This is a genomic window from Brevundimonas vesicularis (assembly GCF_032067225.1).
Classification (GTDB): Bacteria; Pseudomonadota; Alphaproteobacteria; order Caulobacterales; family Caulobacteraceae; genus Brevundimonas; species Brevundimonas vesicularis_F.
The window spans coordinates 13,965-38,921 of the sequence record NZ_DAMBJX010000019.1; the positions used below are offsets into that span (position 1 = coordinate 13,965).

A 24,957-nucleotide genomic window follows, 5' to 3' on the forward strand; every position below is an offset into this window, starting at 1 on the left:
ACTCGCGAAATGACAGTTGAACGGATTCCAGAGCCCCTATGCCTGAAGTCATCCTGCCCGGCGCCTCCGGTCGCATCGAAGGCCGCTATTCCCCGGGCAAGCGCCCGAACGCCCCGATCGCGCTGATCCTGCACCCGCACCCCAAGGCGGGCGGACATATGAACAACCCGGTCGCGGTCACCCTGCACCAGTTGTTCCAGCAGCGCGGCTTTGCGACCTTGCGATACAACTCGCGCGGCGTCGGCAAGTCGCAGGGCGAGTTCGATTCGGGCATCGGCGAGCTGGCCGATGCGGCCACCGCCCTCGACTGGCTTCAGGCCAACAACCCTGGTGCCAGCCAGACCTGGGTCGCCGGCTATCAGTTCGGCGCCTACATCGGGATGCAGCTTCTGATGCGTCGCCCCGAGACGGACGGCTTCATCTCGGTCTCGCCGCCGTCGAACATGTATGACTTCAGCTTCCTGGCGCCCTGCCCGGCGTCCGGCCTGTTCCTGCACGGCACGGCCGACACCATCGTCCCGCCGGTCGAGGTCGAGCGCGTGGTCAACAAGCTGCGCACCCAAAAGGGCATCATCATCGACTACGAACTGGAAGAGGGCGCCAGCCACTTCTGGCAAGACCACATGAGCGCGGTCGAAACCCGCGTCGGCGCCTATCTGGACAAGCGTCTGGAAGAAAAGCCGGCCTGATATTCAGCTTGGCGTCACGGCTGGATTAAGGCGCGGGCGGCATGATCGGGCGACACATCGCTGCGAGATCCGCCATGCGTCCGCCCCTTCTGCTCGCCTTGATCGCCTCTCTGGCCTTGCCCACGGCCGTTGCGGCTCAGCCGACTCCCGCACCAGAGCGCGATTTCTGCGCCGATCGCCCCGGCAAGGGCACTCCGACCTGCATCCTCGACAAGGGCCGCTGGCAGGTCGAACTCGGCCTGATCGACGGCGCGCGCCAGACGGACGGCACGACACGGACCGACACCTGGGACGCCGGTGACCTGTTCGTGCGCTATGGCCTGACCGGCCTGACTGAGCTTCAAGTCGGACTCACGACCTGGAACCACGAACGCATTCTCGACCGCGCGACCGGCGATCGTGATGTGAACGAAGGCGTCGGCGATCTCAGTCTCGGCCTGCGCCATTCTCTGAAAAACCCGGATGGCTCGGGCCTGTCCGTCGCGATTTCCGGCTTCATCACCGCGCCGACCGGTGCGCGCGGCATTCGCGCCGACGGTTTCGAGGGCGGCGTCATCCTGCCGGTCTCCATCCCGCTGAACGACGACTGGAGCCTGGCTTTGTCACCCGAAGTCGATTGGGTCTCGGACGCGGACGGGGACGGCCGCCACGCCGCCTACACGATGGTCGCCGGCGTCGGCCGCGGCTTCGGCCAATGGGACCTGGGCGCCGAGGTCTGGATCAGCCGCGACGATGATCCCGTCGCGCCGACCACGCCGTCCACCTTCGACCTGACCGCCGTCTGGTCGCCCCCGTCCCTGCGCGACGCCCAGTTGGACTTCGGCCTTAACTTCGGCCTGAACGACGACAGCCCGGACGTGGAGTTCGGTGTCGGTCTCGCACGGCGGTTCTAACGCGCCGTTGCGGATCAGACCTGTCGCTGCGACAAATGGGCATGGCAGATGCGACCGACATCCCCGGCGGCGTGGTTCATGACTTGCCGGACGACCTGCGCGCGTCGTTGGTCGCCGCGCCGGACGCCTTGGCGACCTGGCGCGACATCACGCCCCTGGCCCGCAACGAATGGATCTGCTGGATCGAGACCGCCAAGAAGTCGGAAACCTGGCGCAAACGGCTGTATTGGGGCCGGGCGAGCTTGACCGACGGCAAGCGCCGCCCCTGCTGCTGGCCCGGCTGCCCTCACCGTTAAGCGATCACGCCGGTTCGACCACCGCCTCTTTCGCCGGCTCGGTGCGGATCATGTAGTCGAAGGCCGACAGACCCGCCTTAGAGCCTTCGCCCATGGCGATGACGATCTGCTTGTAGGGCACGGTCGTCGCGTCGCCCGCCGCAAAGATGCCCGGCTGCGAGGTCTCGCCGCGGTGATCCACCTCGATCTCGCCGCGCGGGGTCAGGCCCACCGCGCCGTGCAGCCATTCGGTGTTCGGGACCAGACCGATCTGCACAAAGATGCCTTCCAGATCGACGTCGTGATGGGCGTCGGAGTTGCGGTCCTTGTAGGACAGGCCCGTCACCTTTTCGCCGTCGCCATGCACCTGGGTCGTCAGGGCCGAGGTCACGATCCGCACGTTCGGCAGGGTCGCCAGCTTGCGTTGCAGCACAGCATCGGCCCGCAGCTCGCTGTCGTATTCGATTAGCGTCACATGGGCCACGATGCCCGCCAGGTCGATCGCCGCCTCGACGCCTGAGTTGCCGCCGCCGATCACCGCCACCCGCTTGCCCTTGAACAGCGGCCCGTCGCAGTGCGGGCAATAGGCCACGCCCTTGTTCTTGTACTGCTCCTCGCCCGGCACGTTCATCTGGCGCCAGCGCGCGCCCGTCGACAGGATGACGGTCCGCGATTTCAGCGATGCGCCGTTCTCCAGCACCACCTCGTGCAGGCCGCCCGCAACCTTGGCCGGGATCAGCTTGGCCGCCTTCTGCAGGTTCATCAGGTCCACTTCATACTCGCGGACGTGTTGTTCCAGATGGGCCGCCAGCTTGGGGCCCTCGGTGTAGGGGACTGAGACGAAGTTCTCGATCGCCATCGTATCCAGCACCTGTCCGCCGAAGCGTTCGGCGACGACGCCCGTACGAATGCCCTTGCGCGCCGTATAGATGGCGGCCGCCGCCCCGGCCGGCCCGCCGCCGACCACCAGAACCTCGAACGGATCCTTGGACTTCAGCCGCTCGGCCGCGCGGGCTTCGGCGCCGGAATCCATCTTGGCGACGATCTGCTCCAGCTCCATCCGGCCCTGACCAAACAGTTCGCCGTTCAAGAAGACCGTCGGCACGGCCATGATTTTGCGTTCCTCGACCTCGTCCTTGAACAGGCCGCCCTCGATGGCGACGTGTTTGATGCGCGGGTTCAGCACGCTCATCAGGTTCAGCGCCTGCACCACGTCCGGGCAGTTCTGGCACGACAGCGAGAAGTAGGTCTCGAACACATAGTCGCCGTCCAGGTCCCTGACCTGCTGGATCACCTCCTGCGCCGCCTTGGACGGATGGCCGCCGACGTGCAGCAGGGCCAGCACCAGCGAGGTGAACTCGTGGCCCAGCGGAATGCCCGCGAACCGCACGCCGATGTCCGTGCCCTTGCGACGGATCAGGAAGCTGGGCTGGCGCTCGTCATCATAGTCGCGGCCCATCTCCACCTTGCCGTGCGAGACCGACACGATCTCCTCCAACAGGGTCTTCAGCTCGATCGACTTGGGCCCCGCGCCCAGCGAGGCGACCAGTTCGACGGGATGGACGATGTTCTTGAGGTAGGCTTCGAGCTGGGATTTCAGATTGGCGTCTAGCATCGGATGCTCCTCAAATTTCAGGGTAACGCGCCGCCTTCGACCCGATCCCGGCGAGGCCTGCGCGATAAGGTCCGCGTCCCGCATTTGGGAGGCGGCCGGGTGGGTCCGACCCGAAGGCCGGACCCGATAGGCGTAGTCAGTCTTAGATCTTGCCGACGAGGTCGAGCGACGGGGCCAAGGTGGCTTCGCCTTCTTCCCACTTGGCCGGGCAGACTTCACCGGGGTGCGAACGCACATACTGGGCGGCCTTGACCTTGCGCAGCAGTTCGGCGGCGTTGCGGCCGATGCCTTCCGACGTCGTCTCGGTGAACTGGATTACGCCGTCCGGATCGACCAGGAAGGTCGCGCGGTCGGCCAGGCCCACGCCCGGTCGCATGGCGTCGAAGTTGTTGGTCACCAGGCCCGACGGATCGCCCAGCATCGTGTATTCGATCTTGCCGATCGCCGGCGACGAGTCGTGCCAGGCCTTATGCGAGAAATGGGTGTCGGTCGACACCGAATAGATCTCGACGCCCAGCTTCTGGAACTCGGCATAGTGGTCGGCCAGGTCTTCCAGCTCGGTCGGGCACACGAAGGTGAAGTCGGCCGGATAGAAGAAGAAGATCGCCCACTTACCCGCGACGTCGGCGTCCGTGACCGTCAGGAATTTGCCGCCCTTATAGGCTTCGGCCGTAAAGGGTTTGATGGTCGTGTTGATGAGGGCCATGCGCAAAATCCAATGCAAGGTGGTTGGGAGGCGCTCTCCCTACCGCACCGCACCAAATAAGCCCAATCACTTATTTGCAGATGCGCAATAGATTTTGGTTATGGTTTTCAGTAGAGCAGGAACGGCCGTCGCGCCTCTTCCCAAGCCGCTTCGTCTGGCTGCGCCGCCACATCCAAATCGCCCGGCGTCGCGCCGGCGTCGTCCACCCATTCCCGCAGGCCCGGTCCGCCGTTGATCACGTCGATGGGCAGTTTGCCGAACGCATACTCGTACGGAAAATCCCGCCACAGATCGTAGTCGGGATACAGGCGACGGATCGCCTTGAAGCCCAGGGCCTGAACCCGCCACGGCTTGAAGGCGGCATGGTCGTAGCCGGGGTGATCGACGTGGATCTGCACCCCGCTGCACAGCTTTCCGACGTGCTTATGGAAGGTCGGCTCGAACCACATGTCGCGCAAGATGCAGCCGCCCAGCCAGTCCGGCGCCAAGGCTTGCATTTCCGCGATCACCGCCCGCGCATCGAGGTCCGGCGCCCCGAACAGCTCCAGCGGGCGTGTCGTCCCCCGCCCTTCCGACAGGGTCGCGCCTTCCAGCATCACCGTGCCCGCATAGGCGCGCGCCATCGACAGGTTCGGCGCATTCGGGCTGGGATTGACCCATGACCGGTCCAGCAGCGGCCAGCCGAAGCCCGGCCCCGCCTCGGGCGCCCAGCCCTGCATCTCCACCACCCGGTAATCCACATCCAGCTTGAACTGGTCGATGAACCACAGGCCCAATTCGCCCATCGTCATGCCGTGGCGCATCGGCATCGGCCCGGCCCCGACGAAACTTTCCCAGCCGGGCTTCAGCGTCATCCCCTCGACCGGCCGTCCCGCCGGATTGGGCCGGTCCAGCACCCAGACCGACTTGCCGTGTTTCGCCGCCGCCTCCAGCACGTACAGAAGCGTCGTCACATAGGTGTAGATGCGGCAGCCCAGGTCCTGCAGATCGACCAGTAGCACGTCGAACTCGGCCATCCATTCATCGCGCGGGCGCCGCACCTCGCCATACAGGCTGAAGACGGGAAAGCCGTGCACCGGATCACGATAATCCGGGCTTTCCATCATATTGTCCTGCAGATCGCCCTTCATCCCGTGCTGCGGGCCAAAGGCGGCGGTCAGCCGGATTTCGGGACAGGCGGCCAGCGCGTCCACCGCATGGGTCAGATCCTTCATCACCGACGCCGGATGCGCCAGCAAGGCCACGCGTCGCCCCTTCAGCTGCGCCCTCAGGGCGTCGTCGGACAAAAGGCGGTCGAGGCCGAAGTTCATGTCAGGTCCAGCGCGAACGAGTCGGGATGATGAAAGTCCGGCTTATCCGAAGGATGCGCCAGCGCCCAATAGCCGATCGCCCCGTCCACGCCCCGGATCACCGCCGCCAACCCAGACGCCCCGACCGCATCCTCCGGCAAGGTCACGTCCGCCGTCAGCACGAACTGTCCAGGCGCCGACCGCGTCACGATGAACGGCGCGGGCATCTCCAGCTCCCGCATCCCCTCGCGATAGCCGTCGAACCGATAGGCCGCCCACGCCCCCGACGGCGATAGATTGTATTCGACATAGCCGCCCGCCTCGGTGCGAACGAACGCCTCGAAACAGGTCGCCTGCCACAGCCCATCCGTCCGCACCCGCGCCGCCGCCTCCGGCCGCCACACCCGCTCCACCGGTCCGGCCAGCACATACTCCAGGCTCAGCACCCGCCCGGCTCGCCGCGCCTCGACCTCCAGCGTCAGCCCCGCCGGGCTGGATGTCGGGTGCGGGATCAAAGGCAGGCGCATAGAGCCTTCGTATCGAAGCAACGCGCACGGTCAACGCTCATGCATCGCCGTGACGCTCACCGCGCGTTGCGATAGTATCGGTTCTGGAAACGGAGAACCTCATGCCCGACAATCCCATGAAGGGTCCGGCGTCATACTTCCCCTCAATCGAGAAGACCTACGGCCATCCTATTTCCCATTGGCAGCAGATTGTGCGCGACGGCTATCCCGCCCGGCACATGGAGTTGGTTTCCATTCTCAAGGACGCGCACGGCATGGGCCACGGCCACGCCAACGCCGTGGTCGCCTACACGTTGGCGCAGGACGGATTGAAGTAGCGGCCACGCTCGAAAGTCACGCTAACCATAGTATTTCCGCCAGATATATTCCAAAAAAAAACAACGTGTTGAGATGAAGCAGCAGCGCTCACCCTGTCCCTCTGCAAAATGGTCGTACAATGGGCGCGCCATGCCCAAAGCCGCTCCGCCTGAACTCCACCGTCTTGCATTTTGCACGCGTTTTCGCGTTGCCGTGCAATTTCGCGCCGACCGCGATTAGACGAATTAGACACTTTAGACGGTGTTTTTCATCCGCACCGTCTGAACAGCCGACGCCGCCTCGACTAGGGGAAGACGACCCTCGTCATCCCTGCTAACCCAGCCTCACCATGACCGAACACGCCTTCAAATCCGACTTCCTCCGCACCATGCAGGCGCGAGGCTATATCCATCAGATCACCCATCCGGCCGAACTGGATGCGGCGGCCACCGCCGGCGTGGTCACCGGCTATATCGGCTTTGACGCCACCGCCCCTTCGTTGCACGTCGGACACCTGATCCAGATCATGCTGCTGCGTCGCCTGCAGCAGGCTGGACACAAGCCCATCGTCCTGATGGGCGGCGGCACCACCAAGGTGGGCGACCCCAGCTTCAAGGATACGCAGCGTCCCCTTCTGACCGAAGAGCGGATCGCCGAGAACATCGCCGGCATCAAAGGCGTGTTTGAAAAGTTCCTGACCTTCGGCGACGGCCCGTCGGACGCCATCATGGTCGACAACGACGAATGGCTGTCCAAGCTGGGCTACCTGGAATTTCTGCGCGACTACGGAACGCATTTCACCGTCAACCGGATGCTCAGCTTCGATTCCGTCAAGCTGCGCCTGGAACGCGAGCAGCCGCTGACCTTCCTCGAGTTCAACTACATGCTGATGCAGGCCACCGACTTCCTGGAGCTGAATCGCCGCTACGGCTGCACGCTGCAGATGGGCGGTTCGGATCAGTGGGGCAACATCATCAACGGCGTCGAACTGACCCGCAAGGTGGATCAGAAGGCCGCTTTCGGCCTGACCACGCCGTTGCTGTCCACGGCCTCGGGCCAGAAGATGGGCAAGACCGTGGGCGGCGCCGTCTGGCTGAATGCCGACGCCCTGTCGCCCTATGACTACTGGCAATATTGGCGCAACACGGAGGATGGAGACGTGGGCCGCTTCATGCGCCTGTTCACGGACCTGACGGACGTCGAAATCGCCAGCTACGAGTCGCTGGAAGGCGCGGCCATCAACGACGCCAAAAAGGCCCTCGCCGACGCCGCAACGACCATGCTGCACGGCGCAGAGGCCGCCGCAACCGCCCGCGCCGCCGCCGAGAGCGCTTTCGAAAAAGGCCAGTTGTCCGCCGACCTGCCCGTCATCGAGTTGCCGAAGGATGAATGGGAGCAGGCCCGTTCCACTCGCGCCTTGGTCAAGGCGGCAGGCTTCGCCAAGTCCCTAAGTGAAGCCTCTCGCCACATGGCCGGAAACGCCGTGCGTGTTAATGATGAGCTGATAACTGAAGATCGCTTACACGACTATGATGAGCTTCTGCCTGAGTTCGGAGCCTTCAAGGTTCAGTTCGGAAAGAAGAAAATCGTTCTCGTGAAACCCGTCTAGGATAGCTTTCACTTCCGCTCATCCCCGCGAAAGCGGGGACCCAGATAGGTGTCAAAGCTTGGCCTTCTTCACCTACATCGTCGCAAGCCGCCGAAATGGAACGCTTTATACGGGTTCGACCGATGACCTGATGCAGCGTGTCGCGCAGCACAGAAACAAGACCTTCGCCGGCTTTACCGCCAAGTATGGCGTCGATGTGCTGGTCTGGTTCGAGGTTCACGAAACGCGTGAGGCCGCATTCCGCCGGGAAAGGCAGATCAAGAAATGGAATCGAGACTGGAAGCTTCAGATGATCGAAAAGGAAAATCCGAACTGGCTCGATCTGTATGATGACTTTCGCCTTGGCGGCCTGAAGGACGCCAAGGACTGGGTCCCCGCCTTCGCGGGGATGAGCGGAGTGTGTGAGACACCCAATGATCAATGAAGGTCAGCCCGCGCCCGCCCTCGACCTGCCCACGGACGGCGGCGGCCGCGTCACCCTCGCCGCCCTGCAGGGCAAGCCTGCCGTCGTCTATTTTTACCCCAAGGACGACACGACCGGCTGCACGCGTGAGGCGCAGGACTTCACCGTCCTGGCGCCCGACTTCGCCGCGCTGGGCGTTCCGGTCATCGGCGTGTCCAGGGACACGGTGAAGAAGCACGACAGGTTCAAGGCCAAATACGATCTCGCCGTCACCCTGGCCTCCGACGAGGACGGCGCCGCCTGCGAGGCCTGGGGCGTCTGGGTGCAGAAGAAGCTCTACGGCCGCGAATATATGGGCATCGAGCGGGCCACCTTCCTGATCGACGCCGAGGGCCGCGTCGCCAAGGCCTGGCGCAATGTGAAGGTCGCCGACCACGCCGCCGCCGTGTTGGAGGCCGCCAGGGCCCTGTGATCGGCGAGCATCGTTCGGAAGCGATGCTTGACCTTGGCCCCTCCTCCACGGCCTAGTGGGCGTCGGGGCTAATAGGGGCTTGGCCGGCCTTGGCTGGCAGATGCGGAGCGCACCATGTTCACCAAGAGCAAATCCTACGACAGCGGATCGAACGGCCTGGGCATTCCCCCGGCGCCCGAACCGACCACGCCCACGCCGACGGCCGCGAGCACGCCGTCCCTGCCGGCAACGACGCCTGCGCCGCGCGCGCCCGAACCGGCCCGTCCGGCAGCCCGGTCCAGCAATCTGTCGACCCTGTCGGCCGGCGTGAAATACGAAGGCAACATCTCCGGCGCCGGCGAGCTTCAGGTCGACGGTTCGCTGAAGGGCGACGTCCGCGTCTCGCGCGTCGTGATCGGCGAAGGCGGCTCGGTCGAGGGGACGGTTCATGCCGACGTGCTTGACGTGCGCGGCCGCGTCTCGGGCGCCATCGTCGCGAAGCAGGTCAAGCTTCACGCCACCGCCCGCGTCGAGGGCGACATCACGCAAGAGCAACTCGCCATCGACCAGGGCGCCTGGTTCCAAGGCCGCTGCAACCAGGCCAAGCGCGACACCCCCGGCGCCGCCATGCTGGAAGCTCCCTCGCCGAAGGCCGACAAGGCGGACAAGACCGCCGCCTGACTGCGTCTAAAGCGAACGGGCTCACGCAGGCCGCAAGGCCGGTAGCCTAAACAAAAGAGGGCGGCTCCAAAGAGCCGCCCTTTTCCGTCAGTCCACGCTCGATCCGCGGGTCTCGCCGACCCGCTGGGCCAGGGCCGCGCCCATGAAGGCGTCCAGGTCGCCGTCCAGCACGCCTTGGGTGTCCGAGGTCTCAACCTCGGTCCGCAGGTCCTTCACCATCTGATAGGGCTGCAGGACATAGGAGCGGATCTGGTGGCCCCACCCGATGTCGGTCTTGGCGTCGGCCAGCGCCTGAGCCGCCGCCTCACGCTTCTGCAGTTCCAGCTCGTACAGGCGCGCGCGCAGCATCTTCCAGGCCATCTCGCGGTTCTGGTGCTGCGACCGGCCGGCCTGGCAGGCCACGACGGTGTTGGTCGGGGTGTGGGTCAGGCGCACAGCCGAGTCGGTCTTGTTGATGTGCTGACCGCCCGCGCCCGAGGCGCGGTAGGTGTCGGTGCGCACGTCCGAGGGGTTGATGTCGATCTCGATCGCATCGTCCACGACCGGCGACACCCCGATGGAGGCGAAGCTGGTGTGGCGCTTGGCCGCCGCGTCATAGGGGCTGATGCGGACCAGGCGGTGCACGCCCGACTCCGACTTCAGCCAGCCATAGGCGTTGGGGCCTTCAATCAGGATGGTGGCCGACTTGACCCCCGCCTGTTCGCCCTCTTCGTGCGCCTCGATCGTGACCTCATAGCCGTGCGCCTTGGCCCAGCGGGAGTACATGCGCAGCAGCATGCCGGCCCAGTCGTTCGATTCGGTGCCGCCGGCGCCGGAGTTCACTTCCAGATAGGCGTCGTTACCGTCAGCCTCGCCGGACAGCAGGGCTTCCAGCTCGGCGCGGGCGGCGCGCTCCTTGATGCCGCGCAGCGACGCGCGGGCGTCTTCCAGCGCGCCCTCGTCGCCTTCCTCGTCTGCCATCTCGGCCAGCATCACCCCGTCCTCGAGGTCCTGCTCCATCGCCTTGACAGTGTTGATCTTGCCTTCCAGCTGCGAGCGTTCGCGGCTGACCGCTTGGGCCTCGTCGGGCTTGTCCCACAGTGTCGGATCTTCGACCCGCGCATTCAGCTCATCGAGCTTTCTTAGAGCGACATCCCAGTCAAAGACGCCTCCTGAGCAGAGCGACGCTCTGCTCGATGTCGGCCTTCATGGCCTCGACATCCGGTCTCATCGCAATCTCCGCGACACAACGCCCTCAAGCAGCGCGGCCCGCAGGCAGCGCGATAGGGCAGGATTAATGGAAAACGGCGCGCCACGAGGACGCGCCGTTCGAAAGGCCTACCTAGAGCCTCAGTACAATCCGCTCAAGTCCTCGGCCGGCGCCTTCTTCGGCGGCGGCGGCGCAGTGGGCGCGGGCGACGAGGCAGGTGCGCCGTTGGCGGCTTCCTGCTCGCGGCGGATCACCTCATAGTAGTTCTGCGGTCCAACGGGCTGAGCCGGGCCGGTCGGGCGCGGCGGCGGAGCCTGGCGTTCGGTGCCGGGACGGAAGGCCTCCTCGATGCCGTTGACGGTGCGGAAGATGGCGTTCTTGGGCCGCACGAACGGGCGAGCCGGCCTTTCTTTTAGCGCCGTCTGCATGAACTCCGTGAAGACCGGCACGGCGGCAGACGCCCCGGCCTCGCCAGAACCCAGCGAACGGTTGTCGTCAAAGCCGATGAAGACGCCGACCACGATGTCGGTGGTGAAGCCCACGAACCAGGCCGAGCGATATTCGTTCGTCGTGCCCGTCTTGCCCGCGACCCAGGGCCCCAGGCCGCGCGCGCTGGCCGCGGTGCCCCGCTGAACGACGCCTTCCAGCATGGAGCTCATTTGGTAGGCGGTGATGGGGTCGATGACCTGCGTTCCGCGCTGCTGCAGGCGCGGCGACTCCTGGCCCGAGAAGCCCCGTCCGCATTCGCGGCAGCTGCGGTTGTCGGCGCGGAAGATGGTCTCGCCGTCGCGGTCCTGCACATAGTCGATCAGATAGGGCGTCACCCGCCGCCCGCCGTTGGCGAAGGCGGAATAGGCGGCCGTGATCTCAAGCGGCGTGACCTCGCCAGCGCCCAGCGACACCGACAGGTTCGGCGTCATGCCCGGCAGACCCATCTTGGCCGACTGATCAACGATCTTCTTCATACCGACCGACTGGGCCAACCGCACCGTCATGACGTTGCGCGACAGCTCCAGCCCGCGACGCAGCGTCTGAGGGCCATAGTACTGACGGCTATAGTTCTCGGGCGTCCAGCGCGTGCCGTTGGGACCGCCGGCGAAGCTGATCGGCGCATCCAGCACAATCGAGGCGGGGGTGAAGTCACCCTCCAGCGCCGTCGCATAGACGAAGGGTTTGAAGGCCGAGCCCGGTTGGCGCCGGGCCTGGGTCGCCCGGTTGAAGCTGGACAGCGCGTAGGAGTAGCCGCCGACCATCGCCAGCACGCGGCCGGACTGCGGCTCGATGGCAACCAGCGCCCCGTTGACCCGCGGCACCTGCTTCAGGGCGAACTGGCCGCCCTGCGGCTCCACGAAGATCAGTTCGCCGCGCTTCAGCTGACGATTGGCGTTAGCCCAGGCGGCGTCCGACGCCAGCAGCATACCGGACTTGTCGTCGCGGGCGGTGCGGATGCGAACCGTGTTGCCGCTGACGCTTTCGATGGCGGCCGCCTGCCAGCTGCGGCGCTCGGGCGGCGCCTGTTCCTTCAGCGCGACCGCCTGCCAGCCGTCGGCGAAGTCGGTCGTGCCCCACCCGCCGCGCCAGCCGTGACGTCGGTCGTAGTTTTCGAGCCCCTGCATCAGGGCCCGACGCGCCGCCGTCTGCAGCGTCGGGTCCAGGGTCGTGCGCATATAGAAGCCGCCCGCGCGCAGCTGCTCGCCGAACTGGGGGTTGGCGGCGGCCTGGCGGCGCGCCTCCTCGACGAAGAAGTCGGCGTCCTTGTAATCCGACCGTTGCGGCGCATCGCGCGTCACCAGAGGCTTGGCGCGCGCCTCGACCAGTTGCTCAGGCGTCAGCCAGCCGCTCTGCTCCATCTCACCCAGCACCCAGTCACGACGGCCCTTGGCCGCCCCGGGGTGACGCTTGGGGTGATAGTTGTTCGGCCCCTTGGGCAGGGACGCCAGGAAGGCGGCTTCGTCGGGCGTCAGCTGCGCCAGCGACTTGCCGAAATAGTTGTAGGCCGCCGAAGCGATGCCGAACGAACGATAGCCAAGGAAGATTTCGTTCAGATAAAGCTCGAGAATCTGTTCCTTGGACAGGGTCGCCTCCAGGCGATTGGCCAGTATGGCTTCCTTCAGCTTGCGGTTCAGGCTGGATTCGTTGGTCAGCAGGACGTTCTTGGCCACCTGCTGGGTGATGGTCGAGCCGCCTTCCAGCCGGCGTCCCGACGCCAGATTGAAGACGTTCTTCAGCGACGCGCGGCCGATGCCGCCCACGTCGATGCCGCCATGCTGGAAGAAGTTGCGATCTTCGGCCGCCAGGAAAGCGTGGATCACCGGCTGGGGAATCTGGTCGTAGGAAACATAGATTCGGCGCTCGTCCGAAAACTCGCCGATCAGGGTGCCGTCGCCGGCATAGACGCGCGTCGCGGTCGGCGGGCGATAGTCCGCCAGCTCTGACGCATCGGGCAGGTCGTGGAACAGCCACGCCGCATAGACGGCGACGACCAACCCCGCCAGGGCGATGCCGCCCAGCAGAACCATGCCCGCCCACACGAACCAGCGTTCGGCAATCTTCACTGCGTACTCCGACGACGCGCCCCAGCAGGTGCTTTAGCCCGCGTCGCCCGCCGATGGCTAGACCTTGATCGGCTGGGGAGGAATCGCTCCGCGATTCCGCTGAAGCCGTGAATCAAGGTCTCGCTTGAACCCGGAGCCTGATTCACCGCTACGTCGAAGCGCGAAGCGCTTCAACTCAAGCGGATCAGGCTCTAGCCGCGATGCAACGCCCCCTTCCCGTCCGCCGTTAAGCTCCCATCTCAAGCATCCCAACCCAAGGAGCCTGCCATGGAAGTTCTGTATCGCGCCCAATCGACGGCATCGGGCGGAGGCCGCGAAGACGGCCGTTCGGCCACCGACGACGGCAAGATCGACGTCAAACTGTCCACCCCAACCGAGATGGGCGGCAAGGGCGGCGACGGCACCAATCCCGAGCAGTTGTTTGCCACCGGATACGCCGCCTGCTACCTCGGAGCGCTGCGTCTGGTCAGCGGCAAGGCCGGCACGCCCGTCAGCCCCGACACCAAGGTCACCGCCGGTGTCGGCTTCGGCAAGAACACCAAGGGTGAAGGCTTCAACCTCGACGTGGACCTGACCGTCACCGACCACGGTCTGGACCAGGCCGTCATCGACGACCTGATCGAAAAGGCGCACCAGGTCTGTCCCTACTCCAACGCCACCCGCAACAACGTCGATGTTCGCCTGAGCGCGAAATAACCGACGCCAAGGGCCGCGCGCGTGTTGAGCCGCGCGCGCGGCGCCTCTAGATGAGGTCCATGACCTCCCCGCTCGACGCCTCCCCCGATCCCCTGCTGACGCTCGAACCGCATCGCCGCGTGACCCTGCGCGAAGCCTTCGGCGTGGACAGCGACATGACCGTGCCCGCCTTCGACGAGCGCGACAGCCATGTGCCCGAGATCGACGAAGCCTATCGCTTCGATCCCCAGACGACGATCGCCATCTGCGCCGGCTTCGCCTTCGACCGCCGCGTGATGGTTCAGGGCTATCACGGCACCGGCAAATCGACCCACATCGAACAGGTCGCCGCCCGCCTGAACTGGCCGCTGGTTCGCGTGAACCTGGACAGCCACGTCAGCCGGATCGACCTGATCGGCAAGGACGCCATCGTCCTGAAGGACGGCAAGCAGATCACCGAGTTCCGCGAGGGCATCCTGCCCTGGTCGCTGCAACGCCCCATCGCCCTGGTCTTCGACGAATACGACGCCGGCCGGCCCGACGTGATGTTCGTGATCCAGCGCGTGCTAGAGGCCCAAGGTCGCCTGACCCTGCTGGACCAGAACCGCGTCATCCGCCCGAACCGCTATTTCCGCCTGTTCGCCACGACCAACACCATCGGCCTGGGCGACACCACGGGCCTGTATCACGGCGCCCAGCAAATCAATCAGGCCCAGTTGGACCGCTGGAACATCGTCACGACGCTGAACTACCTGGATCACGACGTCGAGGCCGAGATCGTCGCCGCCAAGGTGCCCGAGTGGAAGGACGCCGAGGGCCGCCGCCGCATCGCCGCCATGGTCCGCGTCGCCGACATGACCCGCAACGCCTTCATGAACGGCGACATCTCGACCGTCATGTCCCCCCGCACCGTCATCACCTGGGCCCAGAACGCCCAGATCTTCAACGACGACCTGGGCCTCAGCTTCCGCCTGACCTTCCTGAACAAGTGCGACGAACTGGAACGCCCGACCATCGCCGAGTTCTACCAGCGCGCCTTCGGCGAAGACCTGCCCGAGGCGGCGACGCGAGTGAAGGTGGGATAAATGTCTGCAGCGTTGCTGTCCGCCCTGATACTCAGCGCGATATCGGCACAGGCCACCGTGGACAACACGGTGTCCGACGCCTTCGTGGTCGAAGACGGCGGCCTTCGGCATGTAACTTCCGGCTTCTTTTGTCCGTCGCGCATACCCGATGCGACCCTATCAACATCTCGTCTTGGCGCACCGGGCGACGCCACAGCGGAGGGGGCTTATTGCGAATATGAGGAAGCTGGAAAGCCCGTCGCCTATCTGAGATTCTCAAGAGCAAGCGGCCCGCCCCTGACGGATCAATATTGCCAGTCTCTGCCGCAAGCCCTGAAGCTTCAAATGGGGCCAATGCTTCCGGGCATTCGTCAATATGATCAGGTCGGGCCTTGGCCAGAAGGCCTTGCTCCGCCTTCAGTCGACGGCGAGCCAATCGCGCCCTTAACCTGTGCCTTGTCGCGACCGCCTCGCATCGTCATCCAGTCGACTGCGGCGTTCACTCGTGCGGGTTGGACGGTGACTGCGATCGGAACCCCGATACCGCCCCCATGCTGCAATGGTCACAGTGGCCTTCGGCTGATCGCAAAGGACATGCTCAGCTTGGTCCTCATCATCGAGACGGCGGCGTCCTACAGGGTGCCCACGACCTAGGCTTTGGCAGCCCAACAAGCTTCGTCTATCAGCCCCGCGCCTCTTCACCGCCGCCGATGAAGGCGCCGGCGATCCAGCTGACGACGCCGGTCACGATGGCGGCGCCGATGCCGGCCCACAGGCCGTCGACGCGGAAGCCGTCCAGGAAGATGGAGGTCAGGCCGATCATAGCGGCGTTCACCACCAGCAGGAACAGGCCCAAAGTCACCAGGGTGATCGGGAAGGTCAACACGACCAGGATCGGTCGCACGAAGGCGTTGACCAGACCCAGGATGATGGCGGCCGCGATCAGCGACCCGGTGCTGGTGAAATCCACGCCCGGCACGACCTGGGCGGACAGCCACAAGCCCGCCATCGTGACCAGCGCCTGGATGATGAAACGGATCATGACGTCCCTCGTTGTGTGCAAGCGTGACCATAATGCATGACGCAGGCGAAGGCTCCCCCTTCGCGCCCGCCGCTGCTATCCAGAGCCGACCCCGCACGGAGACCGCCCATGAGCCTGCACGGCGACTATGACCCGAACAACATCTTCGCCAAGATCCTGCGCGGCGACATCCCGTCGGTGAAGGTGTGGGAGGACGACCACGTCCTGGCCTTCATGGACGTGTTTCCCCAATCGGAAGGCCACGTCCTGATCATCGCCAAACAGTCCCAGGCTCGCAATCTGCTGGAGATCGAGCCGGAGGTTCTGGCCCGCGTGACCGCCGCCCTGCAACGCACGGCCAAGGCGATCGAGAAAGCGCTGAAGCCCGAAGGCCTGTCGATCCTGCAGTTCAATGGCGAGGCGGGCGGCCAGACGGTCTTCCATCTGCATTTCCACATCGTGCCGCGCTGGGCCGATCGCGAGATGAAAGGTCACGGCCATGCGCCGATGGCGGATACGGCGACCTTACGGGCGCTGGCCGACAGGATCGCGGCCGAACTGGACTAGGTGACGCGGCGCTTTTCCAGCTTTCGCGCCAGGGTGCGGCGGTGCATGCCCAGCCGGCGCGCCGCCTCCGAGATGTTGAAGTCGGTCTCCACCAGCGTCTCGTGGATCCGCTCCCATTCTAGCGTCTTGATCGAGGTGGGGCGCGTGCCCAGCGGCGTCTCGGCGTCGCCGTCCGCCCGGCCGAACGCGGTTTCGATGTCATCGGTGCTGGCGGGCTTGGCCAGATAGTGCCGGGCGCCCAGCTTGATCGCCTCGACCGCCGTCGCGATGCTGGCGAAGCCGGTCAGGACGACGATGTTCATCTCGGGATCGAAGGCGTGAAGAGCCTCGACGCAGGTCAGGCCGGAATGCCCGCCCAGCTTCAGATCGACGACCGCATAGCCGGGGCGGTGCGTCTTCAGCACCTCGGCCATCTGGTCGGGACTGGCGGCGCTGACGACCGTATAGCCGCGCCGTTCGAACGAGCGTCTCAGGGTGCTCGAAAACGACTCATCGTCCTCGACGATCAGCAGCAATCTGGCGTCATCGGTCATGCGCGATCTCGTCCGTCGGAGCCAAGGCCGAAAGCGGCAGGGTCAGACGCACTTCTGCGCCGCCCGCAGGGGGATCGGAGGCTTCTACCCGACCGCCCAGCGACCGGATCACATTCATGAGCAGAAAGAGGCCAAGACCGGCGCCGGGTCTGGGCTTGGTGGAGTTGTAGGGCTTGCCCCAGGCCTGAAGGATCGCCGGCGGAAAGCCCGGTCCGTCGTCGCGGACCGTGATGCCGAAATCCTGGTCCGTGCGTGTCGTGGTCACGGTGATGCGGCTCGCTCCGGCCTCGACCGCATTGTCGAACAGCACGCCCAGCACCTGACGCAGGGCCGGGTCGGCGATGATCGACGGGTTCTGGGCCAGCTCGTCGCGGATCTGCACCGCGACACCGTCGCCACTCCAGCTGGCCACCACATCAGCGACAAAGGCCCGCAGGGTCGTGCGCTCGGGCGCCTGTCCCCTCGCCTCGCCGGCCGACATCAGGATGCCGGTGACGATGGCCTTGCAGCGTTCGACCTCGGCCCGCATCACCGTCATGTCCTGGGCCAGGTCGGCGTCCCGGGTCAGGGCCGGCATCCGCTTCCAGTCACTGAGGATCACCGACAGCGAAGCCAGCGGCGTTCCCAGCTCATGCGCCGCGCCCGACGCCAGCAGGCCCATGCGGACGATATGATCATGCTCGGCCGTCTGCTGGCGCAGGGCGGCCATGGAAGCGTCGCGCTCACGCAGGTTCTGACTGATCCGGGTGACGAATAGCACCAGCAGCACGGCCATCAGCACGAAACAGATCAAACTGCCCTGAAGATAGAGGCTGAGCAGCGAATCCTCGCGCGCCGGCGGCAGGTTCAGCGGGCGGGAATGCAGGCCCAGCCCGGCGAAACACAGGCTGGTGATGGCGATCAGGGCCCAGGCATAGACCGGCGCCAGCAGCACCGCCCCCAAGACGACTTGGAGCAGATACAGCGCCACGAAAAGATTGGCCGCGCCCCCGGTCAGGAACAGCAGCCAGGTCAGGGCCGCCACATCCGCTAGGAGGGCGATCATCAGCGCCTGGTCCTCGACCTCCTGCCGGCGCACGGTCAACGGCGCGCTGACAAGATTGACCAGCACCAGACCCGCCGGCGCCGTCAGCAGCCACAGCACCGGCAAGGGAATCCGCATCACGTACTGGACCAGCAGGATCGTCGCCACCTGCCCGGCGACCGCCAGCCAGCGCAACTGGATCAGCAGCAGCATGTTGCGGCGGTTGGCGCCGCCGTGGGTCGCGACCCCGCCTCTGAGCCCCAGGCCCAGCAGCCTCTGTACAGTTGTCGTCGTCACGACCTGTTTCGCCTGCCGTCGCGCAGGAACAGCCAAAGACCGACCAGGCTCAGCAGCGCCATGCCGAACCAGGTCAGGGCATAGACCAGATGGCTGTTGGCGAACCGGATCACCGTCAGTCCTCCGCGCGGCCATCCGCCCGGGTTCGGACTGGCGTCTGCATCAATGAAATAGGGCGCGACGGTCGTCAGGCCGCGCCGCGCAGCGATCGCCGCGACGTCGCGAGACCGCCAGCGATCACCGGCGGGATCATTGGCGCGCAGGAAGCCACCCTTAGGCTCGGTGATCCGGAGCAGGCCCGTCACCGTCTGCGACCCCTCGACCTGACCATTGGCGCGGACAGCCGGATCGCGTCGGCCTGACGGCACGAAGCCGCGATTGATCAGGACGGTGAAGCCCCGGTCGTCAACCAAGGGCGTCATGACCCAGAAGCCGCCGCCGGCGTCGGTCACCGCCTGAACCAGGGTTTCCTTGTCGTGCAGGAATCGACCGCGAACCATGACGCGGCGGTACTGATCCTTGTCGCGCGTCACGCCGGCCCATTGGGTCGGGCCAGGCGCTGGGACGGCGGCCGCGTGAACGCGAGCATCGACCTGGGCGATCAGATTGGTCTTCCAGGCCAGGCGCTGAACCTGCCACCCGCCCAGCGCCAGAAAGCCGACGAACAAGGCCAGGCCCGCAACCACGACCGCCATGCGGAAGGATCGCGAGCGTCTGGCCTTGCCGCCGGCCGGGGCTGAGGACGGGTCCGTGATCTCGACCTCAGCCGCCCATCTGCGCCATGTCGTGCGTCATGGGCATCATGTTGGTGTTCAGGTGGTACATGACCCACAGCGAACCCGACAGGGCGATGACCACCACGATGATGGTGAAGATCAGCGCCAGCATGATCCAGCCGCCCTCGGACTTGGAGTTCATGTGCAGGAAGAAGATCATGTGGACCACGATCTGCACCACGGCGAAGCCCATGACGATCAGGGCCGTCGCCTGGGTCGGCAGGACGCCGGTCATGACCAGGGCGAACGGGATGGCCGTCAGGATCACTGACAGCACGAAGCCGATCATGTAGCTCTTGAAGGAGCCGTGATTGTGCCCCTCGTGGCCCAGGTGGTCGGTCTCGTGAGACTCCGGCGAATGGTCGTTCATGTCGGCGCTCATCGCAGCATGCCCAGCAGATAGACGAAGGTGAAGACGCCGATCCAGATGACGTCCAGGAAGTGCCAGAACATCGACAGGCACATCAGGCGGCGTTTGTTGGCGGGGATCAGGCCCTTCATGCTGACCTGGACCATCAGCGTCACCAGCCAGATGATGCCGAAGGTGACGTGCAGGCCGTGAGTGCCCACCAGGGTGAAGAAGGCCGACAGGAAGGCGCTGCGTTGCGGCGTGGCGCCTTCATGGATCAGGTGCGCGAACTCGTAGAGTTCGATGCCCAGGAAGGCCAGGCCGAACAGGCCGGTGATGGCCAGCCAGACCAGCGTCTGACGCTGGTTGTTCCGATCCATCGCCAGCATGGCGAAGCCATAGGTGATCGACGAGAACAGCAGCATGGCGGTGTTGATCGCCACCAGCTTCAGGTCGAACAACTGCTGCGGCCCCGGCCCGGCGGCGTAGTTGCCGCCCAGGACGCCGAACACGGCGAACAGCATCGCAAAGATGAGGCAGTCGCTCATCAGATAGAGCCAGAAGCCCAGCATGGTGCTGGAGCCTTCCTCGTGGTGCGGCTCCTCGTCCAGGTGGAAGACGGTCCGGTCGATCTCGGTCGCAGTCGCGCTCATGATCAGGCCTCCGTTCCGGCCAGGGCGCGGGTGCGCGCCTCTTCTGTCGCGCGGACCTCATCCTCGGGGATGTAGTAGTCGCGCTTGTAGTTGAAGGTATGGCCGATCGAGACGGCCAACACCCCGATGAAGCTGATGGCGGCCAGCCACCAGATGTACCAGATCAAGGCCAGACCCATCACCAGGCACAGGCCCGAGATGATGATCCCCGCCCCGGTGTTCGAAGGCATGTGGATCGCCTTGTAGCCGTTCAGCGGACGCTGATAGCCCTGCTTCTTCATATCCCACCAGGCGTCGGCGTCATGGACGTACGGCGTGGCGGCGAAATTGTAGGCCGGCGGCGGCGACGAGGTCGCCCACTCCAGCGTGCGGCCGCCCCACGGGTCGCCCGTCGTGTCGCGCAGCTTGTCGCGGTTGATGATCGACACGGCGAACTGGATGAACATGGCCGCGATGCCCAGGGCGATGACGCCGGCGCCGATGGCGGCGATGACGAACCAGATTTGCAGTGAGGGATCATCGAACACCCGCATCCGGCGCGTCACGCCCATCAGGCCCAGCACGTACAGAGGCAGGAAGGCCAGCCAGAAACCGGGCACCCAGCACCAGAAGCTGATCAGGCCCCACTTCTTGTCCAGCTTGAAGCCGAAGGCCTTGGGCCACCAGAAGTTGATCGCCGCGAACAGGCCGAACAGCACGCCGCCGATGATGACGTTGTGGAAGTGGGCCACCAGGAACAGCGAGTTGTGCAGCACGAAGTCGGCCGGCGGCACCGCCAGCAGCACGCCCGTCATCCCGCCGATCACGAAGGTCAGCATGAAGGCGACCAGCCACATCATCGGCAGCTCGAACCGGATGCGCCCGCGGTACATCGTGAACAGCCAGTTGAAGATCTTCGCGCCCGTCGGGATCGAGATGATCATCGTCGTGATGCCGAAGAAGCTGTTCACCGAGGCGCCCGAGCCCATGGTGAAGAAGTGGTGCAGCCAGACCAGATAGGACAGGATCGTGATGACGACCGTGGCGTAGACCATGGAGGTATAGCCGAAGAGCTTCTTGCCCGAGAAGGTCGAGGCGATCTCCGAGAAGACGCCGAACAGCGGCAGGATCAGGATGTAGACCTCGGGGTGACCCCAGATCCAGATCAGATTCACGTACATCATCGGGTTGCCGCCGAAGTCGTTCGTGAAGAAGTTGGTGCCGACGTAACGGTCCAGCGTCAGCAGGGCCAGGACGGCGGTCAGGACGGGGAAGGACGCCACGATCAGCACGTTCGTGCACAGCGAGGTCCAGGTGAAGACCGGCATCTTCATCATGCCCATGCCGGGCGCGCGCATCTTCACGATCGTCGCGATCAGGTTAATGCCGGACAGCGTTGTCCCGACCCCCGCGATCTGCAACGCCCATATGTAGTAGTCCACGCCGACGCCGGGGCTGTAGCCGATGCCCGACAACGGCGGATAGGCCAGCCAGCCGGTGCGCGCGAACTCGCCCACGAACAGCGAGGCCATGACAATGATGGCGCCGGCCGTGGTCATCCAGAAGCTGAAGTTATTCAGGAAGGGGAAGGACACATCGCGCGCGCCGATCTGCAGCGGCACGACATAGTTCATGATCCCCGTCACCAGCGGCATGGCCACGAAGAAGATCATGATCACGCCGTGGGCGGTGAAGATCTGATCGTAGTGGTGCGCGTTCAGGTAACCCTCGGACCCGCCGAAGGCCATCGCCTGTTGCAGGCGCATCATGATGGCGTCGGCGAAGCCGCGCACGAACATGATCAGACCCAGGATCATGTACATGATCCCGATCTTCTTGTGGTCCACCGTGGTGAACCATTCCTTCCAGAGATAGCCCCACAGCTTGAAATAGGTCAGGGCGCCAAACAGGGCGAGACCGCCCAGCAGCACGACCGACATGGTCACGACCAAGATCGGCTCGTGCAACGGCAGAGCCTCAAACGTGAGGCGCCCGAAGATTAGCGGAATGAGTTGATCAGCGTTCATCGACTGTGTTCGCTCAGGCGTTGGGGGCGGAACGGACGTCGGTCGGAACCGGCCCCGTGGCGAAGGGATTGCGGGCCAGCGTCGTCAGCGAGGCCATCGGTGTCTGACCGGGCGACAACCCCTGCCCGGTCAGGCGCTCCAGGCTGGTCGGTCCGGCGACCGTATCCAGTTCGGCGCGGCGCATGCGGTCGGCGGCGGCGGCCTCGGCCTGCAGCGGGGTGCAGATCGTCATGACGTAGCTGTCGTTGGAGCCGAAGTAGGCGGGCGATTTTCCGCGACCGGCGTATTTGTCATAGACCAGCGGCATGGTGTTGCGCACCGACGCCATGGACAGGCCGCCCTGCTTGTCGATGGCCATCATCTCGCCCATGCACATCTTACCCGGCTCGACGCACATGTTGAGGATCGCGTCCCACAGCGCGCCATCCACGGCGCCGAAGCGCATGACCGGCACCTTCTCGCTGGGCTTTTCCAGCTCCAGATAGCGATCGCGGTCCAGCGTCTGGCCGCCCTGGCGCACGCCGGCGATCCATTGGTCGAACCCGGACTGATCCAGGCCGTGGAAGGCGAAGCGCATGTGCGAGAAGCCGTCGCCGGAATAGTTGGCCGAGAAGCCTTCGTATTCGCCCGGACGGTTGATGACGGCGTGCAGCTTCGTTTCCATGCCCGGCATGGCGTAGATCTGACCGGCCAGGGCGGGAATGTAGAAGCTGTTCATCACCGAGGACGAGGTGATGTGGAAACGGATCGGACGGTCAACCGGCGCGGCCAGTTCATTGACCGTGGCGACGCCGTACTGCGGGTAGATGAACATCCACTTCCAATCGAGCGCGACGACATTGACCTGCAACGGCTCGACGCTTTCCTCGACGGCTTGGCCCGGCTTGATCCGGTCGATCGGACGATAGGGGTCCAGCAGGTGCGTGCCGGCCCAGGTCAGGGCGCCCAGGCAGATGATGATCATCAGCGGCGCGGCCCAGATGACCAGCTCGAGCGACGTGGAGTGATCCCAGTCGGGACGGTAGTCAGCCTCGGCCTCCTTGTTCGACGCTCGATACTTCCAGGCGAAGAAGACGATCAGACCCATCACGGGCACGATGATGATCAGCATCAGCAGGGTCGAGATCATCAGCAGATCGCCTTGCTGGGACGCGACGTCGCCGGCAGGGTTGAGGACGACCAGGTTGCAGGCCGACAGCAGGGCCACGATGGGCGCGAGCAAAAGAAGGCGCAGACGGCGCAAGGCGGATCCAATCGAAAAGCGTCGGGCGAGGGGGAGGCGCCGCGACGGTTGGCGTTCGTAGGCGGCGGGATACTCAAGCTCAATCAGGAACGACATTGGGCAATATGTCCTATCCTCACGAGGCCGCTTTCATCGCAAAGGGCGCCCGGTCATAATGCGGCGACCTGCCGTACGGCCGATAATTCAGTCTCACACGGAGCGACCAAGCCCATGTCCGCCTCGACGACCCCTTCGTCAGAGTCGCTGGAACGCGACGCCGCCGCCCTTCACACGGGCCATGGCAAGGTTGACGCCGGCGAGATCGCCATCGGCGTCATTATCGGCCGAACTTCCGAGTTTTTCGACTTCTTTGTTTACGCCATCGCTTCGGTGGTCGTTTTCCCGCAGTTGATCTTCCCCTATGCGGGCGCGGTGGGCGGCACCCTGCTCTCCTTCGCCGTCTTCGCCCTGGCGTTCCTGGCCCGGCCGCTGGGCACCGTCCTGTTCATCGCCATCGACCGCAAGTTCGGACGCGGCGCCAAGCTGACGACCGCCCTGCTGCTGCTGGGCACCTCCACCGTGTCGGTCGCCTTCATCCCCGGATACGAAAGCATCGGTATGTGGGCGCCGGTGCTGCTGGCCCTGACCCGTATCGGCCAGGGCGTCGCCCTGGGCGGCACCTGGGACGGTCTGGCCTCGCTGCTCGCGCTGAACGCGCCCGAGAAGAAGCGGGGCTGGTACGCCATGATTCCGCAACTGGGCGCCCCCATCGGCCTGCTGGTGGCCTCGGCCCTGTTCGCCTTCTTCCTCAACACGCTGTCGGCCCCTGACTTCCTGGATTGGGGCTGGCGCTATCCGTTCTTCGTCGCCTTCGCCATCAACGTCGTGGCCCTGTTCGCGCGCCTGCGCATCGTAGTGACGCCGGCCTTCCAGAAGCTGTTCGAGACGCGCGAGCTGCAGCCCACGCCGATCAGTCAGGCACTGCGCGACGAAGGCCCCAAGATCGCCATCGGCGCCTTCGCTCCGCTGGCCAGCTTCGCCATGTTCCACATGGTCACCGTCTTCCCGCTGTCGTGGGTGTTCCTGTTCACCAAGGAAACGCCGGTCCGCTTCCTGCTGATCGAGATGGTGGGCGCCGTCTTCGGCCTGCTGGCCATCCTCGCATCGGGCATTCTGGCCGACCGCTACGGCCGCCGCACCTTGCTGGCGATCACGGCTGCCGGCATCGCCGCCTTCTCCGGCTTTGCGCCGCAACTGCTGAACGGCGGCCCGGTCGGCGAGCTGACCTTCATGATCTCCGGCTTCATCCTGCTGGGCCTGTCGTTCGGGCAAGCCTCTGGCCCCGTGGCGTCCAGCTTCAGCCTGACGAACCGCTACACCTCCTCGGCCCTGACCTCGGACCTGGCCTGGCTGTTCGGCGCGGGCTTTGCGCCCCTCGCGGCCCTGTGGATCTCCAGCCAGTTCGGCCTGATCGCCGCCGGCGCCTATCTGCTGTCGGGCGCCATCTGCACCCTCGTGGCCCTGTGGCTGAACCGCGAATTGGCCCGCAGCTCCTCCGACAAGGACCGCGCCAAGACGGCCTGATCTTTTA

At 65.1% G+C, this 24,957-nt stretch carries 26 protein-coding genes; 12 read left to right on the forward strand and 14 right to left on the reverse strand.

The features are described from left to right. Positions 1–38: 38 nt before the first annotated feature. From RT123_RS06710 to RT123_RS06720, 3 genes are all read left to right on the forward strand, one after another. The gene (locus RT123_RS06710; RefSeq protein WP_017504016.1) at positions 39–689 is read left to right on the forward strand and encodes an alpha/beta hydrolase; all 651 of its coding nucleotides are present in this window, start codon (positions 39–41) and stop codon (positions 687–689) included. Between the two features lie 74 nt (positions 690–763). Further along, complete coding sequence (locus RT123_RS06715; protein WP_313008465.1) at positions 764–1,582, forward strand: transporter; 819 nt, start codon at positions 764–766, stop codon at positions 1,580–1,582. A gap of 41 nt (positions 1,583–1,623) precedes the next feature. Beyond that, positions 1,624–1,878, forward strand: coding sequence for a YdeI/OmpD-associated family protein (locus RT123_RS06720; RefSeq protein WP_313008466.1), 255 nt, complete (start codon positions 1,624–1,626; stop codon positions 1,876–1,878). 4 nt (positions 1,879–1,882) lie between these two features. On the opposite strand, the gene ahpF is transcribed toward RT123_RS06720, so the two are convergent. The 4 genes from ahpF to RT123_RS06740 all read right to left on the reverse strand — a co-directional run bounded on the left by ahpF (position 1,883) and on the right by RT123_RS06740 (position 5,994). Then, the gene (gene ahpF, locus RT123_RS06725; RefSeq protein WP_313008467.1) at positions 1,883–3,472 is read right to left on the reverse strand and encodes an alkyl hydroperoxide reductase subunit F; all 1,590 of its coding nucleotides are present in this window, start codon (positions 3,470–3,472) and stop codon (positions 1,883–1,885) included. Positions 3,473–3,614: 142 nt separating this feature from the next. Continuing rightward, a complete protein-coding gene (gene ahpC / locus RT123_RS06730; protein ID WP_017504020.1) occupies positions 3,615–4,178 on the reverse strand; it encodes an alkyl hydroperoxide reductase subunit C in 564 nt (187 codons plus the stop codon). Between the two features lie 107 nt (positions 4,179–4,285). Beyond that, positions 4,286–5,488: a DUF1343 domain-containing protein gene (locus RT123_RS06735; protein WP_313008468.1), complete on the reverse strand. Its 1,203-nt coding sequence runs from the start codon at positions 5,486–5,488 to the stop codon at positions 4,286–4,288. Then, positions 5,485–5,994 carry a DOMON-like domain-containing protein gene (locus tag RT123_RS06740; protein WP_313008469.1) on the reverse strand — a complete coding sequence of 170 codons (510 nt, stop codon included), beginning with the start codon at positions 5,992–5,994 and terminating at the stop codon, positions 5,485–5,487. Before RT123_RS06740 ends, RT123_RS06735 begins: the two co-directional genes overlap by 4 nt. Positions 5,995–6,095: 101 nt before the next feature. Between RT123_RS06740 and RT123_RS06745 the strand changes: the two genes are divergently transcribed. The 5 genes from RT123_RS06745 (at position 6,096) to RT123_RS06765 (ending at position 9,435) form a co-directional block, all read left to right on the forward strand. Then, a complete protein-coding gene (locus tag RT123_RS06745; RefSeq protein WP_313008470.1) occupies positions 6,096–6,311 on the forward strand; it encodes a DUF4287 domain-containing protein in 216 nt (71 codons plus the stop codon). A 329-nt stretch (positions 6,312–6,640) separates the two neighbouring features. Next, positions 6,641–7,900 carry a tyrosine--tRNA ligase gene (gene tyrS, locus RT123_RS06750; RefSeq protein ID WP_313008471.1) on the forward strand — a complete coding sequence of 420 codons (1,260 nt, stop codon included), beginning with the start codon at positions 6,641–6,643 and terminating at the stop codon, positions 7,898–7,900. A gap of 58 nt (positions 7,901–7,958) precedes the next feature. Beyond that, positions 7,959–8,324 carry a GIY-YIG nuclease family protein gene (locus RT123_RS06755; protein ID WP_313008472.1) on the forward strand — a complete coding sequence of 122 codons (366 nt, stop codon included), beginning with the start codon at positions 7,959–7,961 and terminating at the stop codon, positions 8,322–8,324. Then, positions 8,314–8,775 (forward strand): peroxiredoxin, encoded by a 462-nt coding sequence (locus tag RT123_RS06760; RefSeq protein WP_313008473.1) that lies wholly within the window; start codon positions 8,314–8,316, stop codon positions 8,773–8,775. The genes RT123_RS06755 and RT123_RS06760 overlap by 11 nt, the downstream gene beginning before the upstream one ends. 114 nt (positions 8,776–8,889) lie before the next feature. After that, entirely contained in the window at positions 8,890–9,435 is a 546-nt protein-coding gene (locus RT123_RS06765) for a polymer-forming cytoskeletal protein (protein WP_082503411.1), read from the forward strand. An 87-nt stretch (positions 9,436–9,522) separates the two neighbouring features. Here the strand turns inward: RT123_RS06765 and prfB are convergent. Both prfB and RT123_RS06775 read right to left on the reverse strand, forming a co-directional pair. Continuing rightward, a protein-coding gene (prfB, locus tag RT123_RS06770) for a peptide chain release factor 2 (protein ID WP_099052186.1) occupies positions 9,523–10,645 on the reverse strand; the annotation gives its coding sequence in 2 pieces (ribosomal slippage) (positions 9,523–10,575 and positions 10,577–10,645; 1,122 coding nt in all). A 119-nt stretch (positions 10,646–10,764) separates the two neighbouring features. After that, positions 10,765–13,179: a penicillin-binding protein 1A gene (locus RT123_RS06775; protein ID WP_409514895.1), complete on the reverse strand. Its 2,415-nt coding sequence runs from the start codon at positions 13,177–13,179 to the stop codon at positions 10,765–10,767. 267 nt (positions 13,180–13,446) lie between these two features. Between RT123_RS06775 and RT123_RS06780 the strand changes: the two genes are divergently transcribed. Beyond that, positions 13,447–13,875, forward strand: a complete 429-nt coding sequence (locus RT123_RS06780; RefSeq protein WP_039247361.1) for an organic hydroperoxide resistance protein — start codon at positions 13,447–13,449, stop codon at positions 13,873–13,875. 59 nt (positions 13,876–13,934) lie between these two features. Continuing rightward, positions 13,935–14,939, forward strand: coding sequence for a cobaltochelatase subunit CobS (cobS, locus tag RT123_RS06785; protein ID WP_055753459.1), 1,005 nt, complete (start codon positions 13,935–13,937; stop codon positions 14,937–14,939). A 661-nt stretch (positions 14,940–15,600) separates the two neighbouring features. Here the strand turns inward: cobS and RT123_RS06790 are convergent. Further along, positions 15,601–15,960: a phage holin family protein gene (locus RT123_RS06790; protein ID WP_313008474.1), complete on the reverse strand. Its 360-nt coding sequence runs from the start codon at positions 15,958–15,960 to the stop codon at positions 15,601–15,603. Positions 15,961–16,068: 108 nt separating this feature from the next. Between RT123_RS06790 and RT123_RS06795 the strand changes: the two genes are divergently transcribed. Then, positions 16,069–16,506 (forward strand): HIT family protein, encoded by a 438-nt coding sequence (locus tag RT123_RS06795; RefSeq protein ID WP_313008475.1) that lies wholly within the window; start codon positions 16,069–16,071, stop codon positions 16,504–16,506. Here RT123_RS06795 and RT123_RS06800 read toward each other — a convergent pair. The 7 genes from RT123_RS06800 to cyoA form a co-directional block, all read right to left on the reverse strand. Beyond that, complete coding sequence (locus RT123_RS06800; protein WP_313008476.1) at positions 16,503–17,039, reverse strand: response regulator transcription factor; 537 nt, start codon at positions 17,037–17,039, stop codon at positions 16,503–16,505. The genes RT123_RS06795 and RT123_RS06800 overlap by 4 nt on opposite strands. Continuing rightward, positions 17,029–18,360: an ATP-binding protein gene (locus tag RT123_RS06805; protein ID WP_313008478.1), complete on the reverse strand. Its 1,332-nt coding sequence runs from the start codon at positions 18,358–18,360 to the stop codon at positions 17,029–17,031. Before RT123_RS06805 ends, RT123_RS06800 begins: the two co-directional genes overlap by 11 nt. After that, positions 18,357–19,055: an SURF1 family protein gene (locus RT123_RS06810; RefSeq protein WP_313008479.1), complete on the reverse strand. Its 699-nt coding sequence runs from the start codon at positions 19,053–19,055 to the stop codon at positions 18,357–18,359. Before RT123_RS06810 ends, RT123_RS06805 begins: the two co-directional genes overlap by 4 nt. Before the next feature lie 67 nt (positions 19,056–19,122). Next, positions 19,123–19,518 carry a cytochrome o ubiquinol oxidase subunit IV gene (gene cyoD / locus RT123_RS06815; protein WP_409514896.1) on the reverse strand — a complete coding sequence of 132 codons (396 nt, stop codon included), beginning with the start codon at positions 19,516–19,518 and terminating at the stop codon, positions 19,123–19,125. Next, positions 19,515–20,138 carry a cytochrome o ubiquinol oxidase subunit III gene (cyoC, locus tag RT123_RS06820; protein ID WP_313008481.1) on the reverse strand — a complete coding sequence of 208 codons (624 nt, stop codon included), beginning with the start codon at positions 20,136–20,138 and terminating at the stop codon, positions 19,515–19,517. The genes cyoD and cyoC overlap by 4 nt, the downstream gene beginning before the upstream one ends. A gap of 2 nt (positions 20,139–20,140) precedes the next feature. After that, on the reverse strand, positions 20,141–22,144 hold the full coding sequence (gene cyoB / locus RT123_RS06825) for a cytochrome o ubiquinol oxidase subunit I (protein WP_313008482.1): 2,004 nt from the start codon (positions 22,142–22,144) through the stop codon (positions 20,141–20,143). Positions 22,145–22,157: 13 nt separating this feature from the next. Next, entirely contained in the window at positions 22,158–23,387 is a 1,230-nt protein-coding gene (gene cyoA, locus RT123_RS06830) for a ubiquinol oxidase subunit II (protein WP_066626715.1), read from the reverse strand. Between the two features lie 210 nt (positions 23,388–23,597). Between cyoA and RT123_RS06835 the strand changes: the two genes are divergently transcribed. Continuing rightward, positions 23,598–24,950, forward strand: coding sequence for an MFS transporter (locus RT123_RS06835; protein WP_055804843.1), 1,353 nt, complete (start codon positions 23,598–23,600; stop codon positions 24,948–24,950). Positions 24,951–24,957 lie beyond the last annotated feature (7 nt).

Excerpts from the sequence above, each read along its gene's own strand:
- RT123_RS06765 (WP_082503411.1), top strand. The coding sequence starts at position 8,890 with ATGTTCACCAAGAGCAAATCCTACGACAGCGGATCGAACGGCCTGGGC.
- cyoC (WP_313008481.1), bottom strand. The coding sequence starts at position 20,138 with ATGAGCGCGACTGCGACCGAGATCGACCGGACCGTCTTCCACCTGGAC.
- ahpF (WP_313008467.1), bottom strand. The coding sequence starts at position 3,472 with ATGCTAGACGCCAATCTGAAATCCCAGCTCGAAGCCTACCTCAAGAAC.
- RT123_RS06810 (WP_313008479.1), bottom strand. The coding sequence starts at position 19,055 with ATGGCGGTCGTGGTTGCGGGCCTGGCCTTGTTCGTCGGCTTTCTGGCG.
- RT123_RS06745 (WP_313008470.1), top strand. The coding sequence starts at position 6,096 with ATGCCCGACAATCCCATGAAGGGTCCGGCGTCATACTTCCCCTCAATC.
- RT123_RS06835 (WP_055804843.1), top strand. The coding sequence starts at position 23,598 with ATGTCCGCCTCGACGACCCCTTCGTCAGAGTCGCTGGAACGCGACGCC.
- RT123_RS06710 (WP_017504016.1), top strand. The coding sequence starts at position 39 with ATGCCTGAAGTCATCCTGCCCGGCGCCTCCGGTCGCATCGAAGGCCGC.
- RT123_RS06780 (WP_039247361.1), top strand. The coding sequence starts at position 13,447 with ATGGAAGTTCTGTATCGCGCCCAATCGACGGCATCGGGCGGAGGCCGC.
- RT123_RS06760 (WP_313008473.1), top strand. The coding sequence starts at position 8,314 with ATGATCAATGAAGGTCAGCCCGCGCCCGCCCTCGACCTGCCCACGGAC.
- RT123_RS06790 (WP_313008474.1), bottom strand. The coding sequence starts at position 15,960 with ATGATCCGTTTCATCATCCAGGCGCTGGTCACGATGGCGGGCTTGTGG.
- cyoD (WP_409514896.1), bottom strand. The coding sequence starts at position 19,518 with ATGAGCGCCGACATGAACGACCATTCGCCGGAGTCTCACGAGACCGAC.
- cobS (WP_055753459.1), top strand. The coding sequence starts at position 13,935 with ATGACCTCCCCGCTCGACGCCTCCCCCGATCCCCTGCTGACGCTCGAA.
- RT123_RS06735 (WP_313008468.1), bottom strand. The coding sequence starts at position 5,488 with ATGAACTTCGGCCTCGACCGCCTTTTGTCCGACGACGCCCTGAGGGCG.
- tyrS (WP_313008471.1), top strand. The coding sequence starts at position 6,641 with ATGACCGAACACGCCTTCAAATCCGACTTCCTCCGCACCATGCAGGCG.
- RT123_RS06800 (WP_313008476.1), bottom strand. The coding sequence starts at position 17,039 with ATGACCGATGACGCCAGATTGCTGCTGATCGTCGAGGACGATGAGTCG.
- RT123_RS06720 (WP_313008466.1), top strand. The coding sequence starts at position 1,624 with ATGGCAGATGCGACCGACATCCCCGGCGGCGTGGTTCATGACTTGCCG.
- RT123_RS06715 (WP_313008465.1), top strand. The coding sequence starts at position 764 with ATGCGTCCGCCCCTTCTGCTCGCCTTGATCGCCTCTCTGGCCTTGCCC.
- RT123_RS06740 (WP_313008469.1), bottom strand. The coding sequence starts at position 5,994 with ATGCGCCTGCCTTTGATCCCGCACCCGACATCCAGCCCGGCGGGGCTG.
- cyoB (WP_313008482.1), bottom strand. The coding sequence starts at position 22,144 with ATGAACGCTGATCAACTCATTCCGCTAATCTTCGGGCGCCTCACGTTT.
- ahpC (WP_017504020.1), bottom strand. The coding sequence starts at position 4,178 with ATGGCCCTCATCAACACGACCATCAAACCCTTTACGGCCGAAGCCTAT.
- RT123_RS06795 (WP_313008475.1), top strand. The coding sequence starts at position 16,069 with ATGAGCCTGCACGGCGACTATGACCCGAACAACATCTTCGCCAAGATC.